Genomic DNA, 7714 nt, shown 5'->3' on the forward strand with positions numbered 1-7714 from the left:
TCATGATCTGTTTGGTTTATGTGTTGTTATTTTATCGAAATACTAATTGCATTATCATCAGCAATTTTTAAATTGGCTGCCTGAACATAACTTTTTACGGCCAATTGATCAGCATGGGTAAAATTAGATTTTTTATACGTTACTACAGCGTTTAGTGTGTTCAAAGCTTTAACAGCACTTGTGAAATCTTGATTATTATATAACATCACGGCCGGAGTTACTTGTGAGCTTTTATTTCCGCCTTCTACCTTTTTCTCTTTCTTCTCCATTTTCTCTTTCAGCTCTTTTACCTCTATATCGAATTTTTCTTTCAGTTTTTTATATTCTTCGCTCTGTCTTACTTTACTATTAGTGTTATTGTTGTCGTTGTAATAAAATATAGCACCATCTGGGCTTGTCAGTATATTTCTATTTCCTTTAAATAGCGAATCCGAATTTAACCTTCTCATTGCGGATAATCTTGCAATTTCTCCTGATTTTAAAGCATGTGTTCTGATATTCTCTATTTGTGCTCTAAATTCTGGTGTATTCACTTTAGCAGCCATATCTTCGCCCATTTTTTTCCATTTGGCCTGTGCCTCTGGCGAACCGAATTCTTTGTTCATATCTTCAGCCATTTTTTTCCATTTTGCCTGGGCTTCTGGTGAATTGTATTGTTTGGCAATATCTTCTCCGAATTTTTTCCATTTAGCTTGTGCTTCTGGCGAACTGTATTGTTTGGCGATATCTTCTCCAAATTTTTTCCATTTAGCTTGTGCTTCTGGTGAATTATACTCTTTATGTATTTTTGCAAGCAATAGCGAATCGCTGAACTTGAATTTAAAATTACTGTCGGTATGTAGTCTGTAGATATTTTTTCCTGCAAAAAGCTCATCTCTGTAAAAATCTTTTCTTAGGCTATCAGGCATTTCTTTTACCGAATTGTATTCGGTTTTTTTGCCATTCGCATCAATGGTAACAATTTTAATTTTACGTTTTTTGGTGGTATCAGAGCAAACATTGGTTTCCGCATCACAATTATTGATCAGGCTCAAAACTTCAATTTTATGTGCTTTTTTATTTTCTTTTTTCTTTTCTGTTGGATTGATCCAAGCAATAGAAAACAAGCAGGCTACCCCTAAAGTTAAGGCTGCCATTTGTTGTTTGGCGTTTAAATAATTTGTTTTCATATTGGTTATTCTTTTTATGCGTTGATACAAATTCTGGGTCTTGCCTGTTGCTGCCAGTGCATAAGCAGGACTGTTTTTGTCTTTTAATAATTCGAGTTTAAGTAGGGCATGGGCATAATTCAATGGTTTTCCGGTAATTTTTAATACCAGATCATCACAGGCATGCTCGCGCTCAATGTGTATAAATCTACCAGCCATCCACACAAATGGATTATAGAATAATAAGGTTTCTATGGCTGTTTTAATCAGGTTCAATAAGAAATCGTTTCTTCTGATGTGTGATAACTCATGGATTAATATCGCTTCTACCTGATCGTTGTCTAATTGGTTTACCAGGGCCAATGGAAATAATACCACAGGTTTTAAATAACCGATAACTAAGGGCACATTAACAATAGAAGACAAATGGAACTGGATAACTTTATTAATTTTGAGGTGGGCAGTTACCTGCTCGAAAATGGCTTTCCAACTATCTGGAATGGCACTTAAACTTTCTTTCTTTAGTTTTGAAAGCTGACTATAGCCTTTAACGATGACGAATAACTGAAGCAAAATGCCAATAGTGTAAAATACGACTACCACTGGAAAATATTGCTCTGCCTTGCTGCTAAAACTTGGCGGTAGGTTGTTAAAGTATTGGTAAACCTGTATATTTTGAGCATTGATTGCAGGGCCCTGATTATTTACATTCAATGTTAACTGATGAATGAAATTATAGCCAAAGCCAATAAACATTAAAATGATGGCGGCAAAAGCAAGGTTGTGCTTATATTTTGCAGCCAACTTCGGAATGCTTAACATTACGATAAATAATATGCCATAAATAATGGCGCTTTGCCAAAGTGAGTTTAAAATACTCCAGCCAAATGCTTTGATGAACTGTTGTAATAAAGTTTCCATAACGGTGGTTTTAATTTTTGATACGGGGACAATCCGAAAATGTTACTGTTTTTATTAGGGATCTAAACCCTACACCTTTCAACCTTCAACGCTAACCTTACCTTAGGCTATCTAAATACTTTTTTATCTCGTCAATCTCATCTGCACTTGCACTGTGGTTACCCAAAGCCTGCATCACCAATCTCGCTGCCGATCCGTTAAATACGTTATCGATCATTTTGTTTACTAATTGTTTTTCAGTTTTATCCTGACTAACAAGCGCTTTATAGATATGCGTTTTTTGATTGGTATCTCTTTCTACCATTCCTTTCTCGTGCAGAATCTGCATCAGTTTTAAAGTTGTGGTATACCCCGAGTCTTTTTTATTCAATGCCTCATGAACTTCTCTTACCGTTGCATTCCCCTTTTGCCAAAGCACCTGGAGGATTTCCATTTCACCTTCTGTTGGTTTGATGTTATGATTAGTCATATGTTACAAGTTGTACGAATTATTTCGTATTCAAATGTACGAAGATATTCGTAAGATCAAAATATTTTAACAAATTTTTAACTTTATTGGTTAATTGTCGAAACTGCTTAACCGGTTAAGTGTGATATAAGACGCATGGGAAGGTAGAATGTTGCATGCCTATGATGGTGGTTAATTGTTAAAACTGGTTAATTGGTTAACTGTGCTATAAAACGCATGAGCAGGTGGCATGTTGCATGCTGTTACGCTTTAGAAAGGAAAAAGCCCACAATGAAAAACTAACCGTAGTTATTAAACCTGATTGATGTGGATACCCGCCCGTGTTTAAGGCCTGCAGGCGTATGAACGAAAGCAGGACTGGCTTTAATTGAAATGTTGAGATTGCTTTTCTAAATTTAATTAAAGCTAATAGAGAAACTACTTATAGGTTAACTGTTTGAACTGGTTAACTTGTACTATAGACACATGAGAAGGAAGCATGTTTTATGCCTATGATGGTGGTTAATTGTTAAAACTGGTTAATTGGTTAGCTGTGCTATAAAACGCATGAGCAGGTGGCATGTTTTATGCTGTTAGGCTTTAGAAAAGGAAACCACTACTATGAAAAACTAACCGAAGTTGTTAAACCTGATTGATGTGGATACCGGCCCGTGGATAAGGCCTGCAGGCGTATGAACGAAAGCAGGATTAGCTTTAATTGAAATGTTGAGACTGCTTTCCCAAAAACAACCATCACAAATAGAAAAACTACGTAAGTGTTAACGTTGAACTGGTTAACTGAAAGTTATTTTACGATTAACCGATTAACCAGTTAACCAAAAAAACTAATTTTTCTTCAGTCCTTCGTATTTTCCAATATTCGCCGGATCGATTTCTGCCAACATGTTGTAAGCTTTCATGCGTTCCTGGCCGTTTAGTTTAGAAAGTACATTGGTTACTTCTTCGGCCTTAGATGCGAAATAAACATTAGGGAAAATGGAACCCAGTTTCTGCTTATCCATTTGTTGCAGAGCAGGTAGGGCAGCAACAATCTGTGTTAAACCCTTATCATTATCGGTTAGCTGATCCAGGCCGCTTAAATGGTAGCTATAGATGAAATTGCGCAGTTCGCTAAAAATAGGATTCAAAACGTTTTCGTTAAACCAAAAACGATTGCGTAAACCATCGGCTGCTCTCCAGCCAGTATTGCCCGAAGCTTGCGCAAGGTTAATGATGTTCTGTGCTTTTTTATAAAACGGAGTTCCGCCCATTTTGCTGAAGCTATCTTTATCCATTCCGATGATGGTATAAGCGTAGTAGGTGAGGAGGGCACTGATATTGGAAATATAATTCTGATCAGAAAAGTCGATTGTAGCACCATCATTGAAATTAAAATCGAAATTCTTATCGCTCATATTTAACAAAGTGCTATTGTAAGAGCTGTTAAAAACCGGGCGACTGCTTTGAATCTGCGCTTCGGCAATATAGCCGGAACCACCATCCCATGCATTGATGGTGATGACAAAACTACATTCAATCCGTTCCTGAGGCTTATAACTTTCGTTGCTGAACTTGTTATTATTTAAAAAATCGCGGATTGTTTTTTGCAAAGCATCTAAAGTTGGTTTGCTAATATTCGAAACCTGTGGAGCCAGCAAAGTTATCCTCGCATTTAACTCCTGCGCATGCAGTTTCCCGAAACCTAGCAATAACAATATCCAGACAATCTTTTTTATCATTTTACAATTTTTAAAATGGCAGCACAAATATCTTTAGCAACATCTGTTTTCGATTTCATTTCAAATACAGTCCGTTCTAAAGCTTTGTTAAAAATAGTAATTTTATTGGTATCTGATTTAAAACCTGCACCCTTATCATTTAAAGAATTTAAAACCACCAGATCTAGATTTTTCTTCTCTAGTTTGCCTTTGGCGTAATTCTCTTCATCATTGGTTTCTAAAGCAAAACCAACCAAAATCTGGTGCGCTTTTTTTTCTGTACCTAAAGAAGCGAGTATATCTGCTGTTTTTTCCAGTTCCAAAACCAGGCCACTATCCTGCTTTTTAATTTTTTGAGCGGCAACCAGTTTAGGGCGATAATCAGCCACAGCGGCACACATTACAGTAATATCAGTTCCGGGGAATACCGATGAACAGGCATCGAACATTTCCTGGGCACTTACTATATCGATTCTTTTTAAGATTTGATCAGATTTTTGTGCAGTTGGTCCGGCAATTAATGTAACATCAGCTCCAAGGCGGACCAGTTCATCAGCAAGTGCGAAACCCATTTTGCCTGATGAGTGATTGCCAATAAAACGTACCGGATCAATCGCCTCGTACGTGGGACCAGCAGTAACCATTACCTTTTTGCCAAATAAGGGCATCGATCTTTTAATGGCATCGTTTAGAAAGGAAACAATTTCTTCAGGTTCTGCCATTCGGCCTTCGCCCCAAAGTCCGCTGGCAAGTTCGCCATTGGCAGGTGCAATAACCGTATTGCCAAAACTGATAATCTTTTCGATATTAACTTGTGTAGTTTCATGCTTCCACATGTCCAGATCCATTGCCGGGGCAACATAAACCGGGCATTTGGCCGAAAGATAAACAGCCGTTAATAAATTATCGCAGATGCCTGTTGCCAGCTTGGCCAGCGTGTTGGCACTTATTGGAGCAATGATAATTAAATCGGCCCATAAGCCTAGCTCAACATGGTTGCTCCATACGCCGGTTTCTTCTTCGAAGTATTGCGTGTAGACAGGGTTTTTAGAAAGCGTAGCAAGGGTAAGTGGTGTAATGAAATTAGCACCATCAGGGGTAAGAATAACCTTTACGTTTGCACCAGCTTTTACAAGCAGCCGAACTAAAAAAGCCGACTTATATGCTGCGATGCTACCGCAAACGCCAAGGATTATATTTTTATTTTTTAGCATAGTGCGCAGAGTACATAAGGCATGGAACATAGAGCGTAGTGCTAAACGCTTTGCCCTAAACGCTATGCGCTACGCCATTTACTTTTGTTCTTTAGCAGGATTTCTGTGATAAATTTTCTCGTTCAAAAATTCATCAATAGCAACCAAAACAGGTTTCGGCATGCGCTCGTAATGTTTGCTGATTTCAATCTGCTCGCGATTTTCGAAAATCTCTTCTAAATTATCGTTGCTTGAAGCAAATTCTGCCAATTTACCGTGTAACTCTTCTTTAACGTTGTTCGAAATCTGATTTGCTCTTTTAGCAATTACCACTAAAGATTCGTATAAGTTATCTGTAGTTTTATCTAAATCGTGTACGTTTCTGGTTACTGTAGTATTTGGTACAGCAGGTTTGTTAGTATTCATGTATTACTTGTTTTTAATATTCGTGTTATCAGCATTAGTTGGTTTTGTAGAAACGGTATCTTTTAATTTACCAGTTCTAATCAGCATCTGCTTGTATTTTTCCTGATCAGCGGCATATAATGCCAATTCTTGTTTTGTAGCTACAATACCAGCCTCTACATCTTCCTTAAGTACCTTTGCATCTTTAGTGTATTTACTGTCAGGATGATTTTCAGTAAACTCAGTATATAAAGCAAGTGCTTCATTATAACGGTCTTCCTGGCGGATGATATAACTGTTTTTTGCGTATAAATACTGCGCTTTAATCATCAAGAAATCCATTTCCTCAGCATATTTAATATCTGGGTAGTCTCTTTGCGCATTTTTTAAGGCAATAACCGCTGCTCTGTAGTTGTCTACATTGCTTGGTCCGGTAGTTAAGTACATTTTAGCATTTTCGAAAGCTTTATCCTCTAACTTGCCCCTTAGTGTGGCAATATATTTGCCAGCAGCTGCAGCACGATCGCTGGTAGGGTATAAGTTGATGAATAATTGAAGTGCATCTATAGCCTTATAGGTATTTTCCTGATCTAAAGAGAAATTTGGAGATTCTAAATAGAAACAATAAGCACCCATGTATCTCGCTTCTTCGGCATTTTTACTTGCTGGGTAGGTATCTGCAAAACTTTTAAACTGGTATCTGGCAGTTGTGTAATCACTTAATCTATATAGAGTATAAGCATAATAATAGTTCAGATCCTCAGCCTCTGCACGGCCACGATATTTTTGAGAAAGATCCTCAAAAAGCACCAATGCTTTACTGTAATCACGTTTATTATACAAACGAAGCGCCTCTTGGTATTTTTTTGCAACGTCATTACTCGCTCTCAATTTTTCGAAACGACTCTTACAACCCGCAATACCCAAAGCGGCAACAAATACTAAAATAATTAAGTGTTTAACTTTAAACATTCTGCAAAGATAATTAATAATACGATAACATCAATAAAAACAATTGGCCGCTAAGCTATGCAAAGCAATTCAGTACAATATAACAGTTAACAATTTTTAACATATATATAAGTATAGCCAAATTTATCTGGAGCTTTTTTGTTCCTATACTATATATAGGTATGATTTCAATAAATAACTTCCGAAGTTTAAAAGGCCAAGGCGATGGAAAGGGTTTCGGAACGATACAAGTTGGATTTTTAATTTTTTTTTAGGAAAGCAGTTTGGTGCTACTATATAGGCTTGTTCCCGCTATCCGCTTTACTCCGTTATACTCCGTGCCGCTGCTATTGGGTTTATTCTGCAGGGTCTTGCGAAGTTTTAAACGGCCGGGCGCAGGGAAAACTCCGTAAGTGTGGGAAGCGCAGCCCGCCCAAAACAGCTGTTCCCCTAAAAAGTTTTGCTATCCTCGAAACTTTTTCCTGTTGAAAACCATGTAGTTAGCTTAAACCTTCAGATAATCGGCGTAAAAGCTTTGCGGTAGTGTTAATTTTTTCTACTTTTGCATCCCGCTTCGGAGGAAGGGTTTTGAATGAAAGGATGGCGTAGAGATAAGGAGAGCGGGATTTATTTTAAAATAAATGTTGCGGGAGCGGAAAAGATTGCTACCTTTGCAGCCCGTTCAGGAATGGCGGAAAGCTGAATAATATCAGCGTATTGAAAGAGGGAATAGGAAAAAAGAAGGCTGAAAAAATAAAATTTATTTTATTTGGAAGTTCGGAAAAGATCCTTACCTTTGCACTCCCAACCGAAAGGAAAGGGAAAGACCGGAACGTCGGATGTCGGAAAGGTAACAGAAAAAAGATTGAAACGGATTGAAACACAGGTTGGACGAACAAGACCAGCTGAAACTGAAACCGAAGATATATA

Annotated in this window: 6 protein-coding genes; all 6 read right to left on the minus strand. The window is 37.6% G+C overall.

Annotation, left to right across the window (positions count from 1 at the left end):
- Window positions 1-26: 26 nt before the first annotated feature.
- Window positions 27-2069, minus strand: coding sequence for a M56 family metallopeptidase (locus EYS08_RS11085; RefSeq protein ID WP_131030089.1), 2043 nt, complete (start codon window positions 2067-2069; stop codon window positions 27-29).
- A gap of 97 nt (window positions 2070-2166) precedes the next feature.
- Entirely contained in the window at window positions 2167-2538 is a 372-nt protein-coding gene (locus EYS08_RS11090) for a BlaI/MecI/CopY family transcriptional regulator (protein ID WP_131030090.1), read from the minus strand.
- Window positions 2539-3362: 824 nt separating this feature from the next.
- Window positions 3363-4256: a type IX secretion system protein PorD gene (gene porD, locus EYS08_RS11095; protein WP_131030091.1), complete on the minus strand. Its 894-nt coding sequence runs from the start codon at window positions 4254-4256 to the stop codon at window positions 3363-3365.
- Window positions 4253-5449 carry a bifunctional phosphopantothenoylcysteine decarboxylase/phosphopantothenate--cysteine ligase CoaBC gene (gene coaBC, locus EYS08_RS11100; protein ID WP_131030092.1) on the minus strand — a complete coding sequence of 399 codons (1197 nt, stop codon included), beginning with the start codon at window positions 5447-5449 and terminating at the stop codon, window positions 4253-4255. The genes porD and coaBC overlap by 4 nt, the downstream gene beginning before the upstream one ends.
- Window positions 5450-5527: 78 nt before the next feature.
- The gene (locus EYS08_RS11105) at window positions 5528-5854 is read right to left on the minus strand and encodes a DNA-directed RNA polymerase subunit omega (protein WP_025145617.1); all 327 of its coding nucleotides are present in this window, start codon (window positions 5852-5854) and stop codon (window positions 5528-5530) included.
- Window positions 5855-5857: 3 nt separating this feature from the next.
- On the minus strand, window positions 5858-6805 hold the full coding sequence (locus tag EYS08_RS11110; protein WP_131030093.1) for an outer membrane protein assembly factor BamD: 948 nt from the start codon (window positions 6803-6805) through the stop codon (window positions 5858-5860).
- Window positions 6806-7714 lie beyond the last annotated feature (909 nt).

The sequence above is a fragment of the Pedobacter kyonggii genome (genome assembly GCF_004310665.1).
In the GTDB taxonomy this organism is placed as follows: Bacteria; Bacteroidota; Bacteroidia; order Sphingobacteriales; family Sphingobacteriaceae; genus Pedobacter; species Pedobacter kyonggii.

What these genes read in the sequence shown, in the direction of transcription:
- EYS08_RS11085 (WP_131030089.1), bottom strand. Translation starts at nt 2,069, where the DNA reads ATGGAAACTTTATTACAACAGTTCATCAAAGCATTTGGCTGGAGTATT.
- EYS08_RS11105 (WP_025145617.1), bottom strand. Translation starts at nt 5,854, where the DNA reads ATGAATACTAACAAACCTGCTGTACCAAATACTACAGTAACCAGAAAC.
- EYS08_RS11110 (WP_131030093.1), bottom strand. Translation starts at nt 6,805, where the DNA reads ATGTTTAAAGTTAAACACTTAATTATTTTAGTATTTGTTGCCGCTTTG.
- coaBC (WP_131030092.1), bottom strand. Translation starts at nt 5,449, where the DNA reads ATGCTAAAAAATAAAAATATAATCCTTGGCGTTTGCGGTAGCATCGCA.
- porD (WP_131030091.1), bottom strand. Translation starts at nt 4,256, where the DNA reads ATGATAAAAAAGATTGTCTGGATATTGTTATTGCTAGGTTTCGGGAAA.
- EYS08_RS11090 (WP_131030090.1), bottom strand. Translation starts at nt 2,538, where the DNA reads ATGACTAATCATAACATCAAACCAACAGAAGGTGAAATGGAAATCCTC.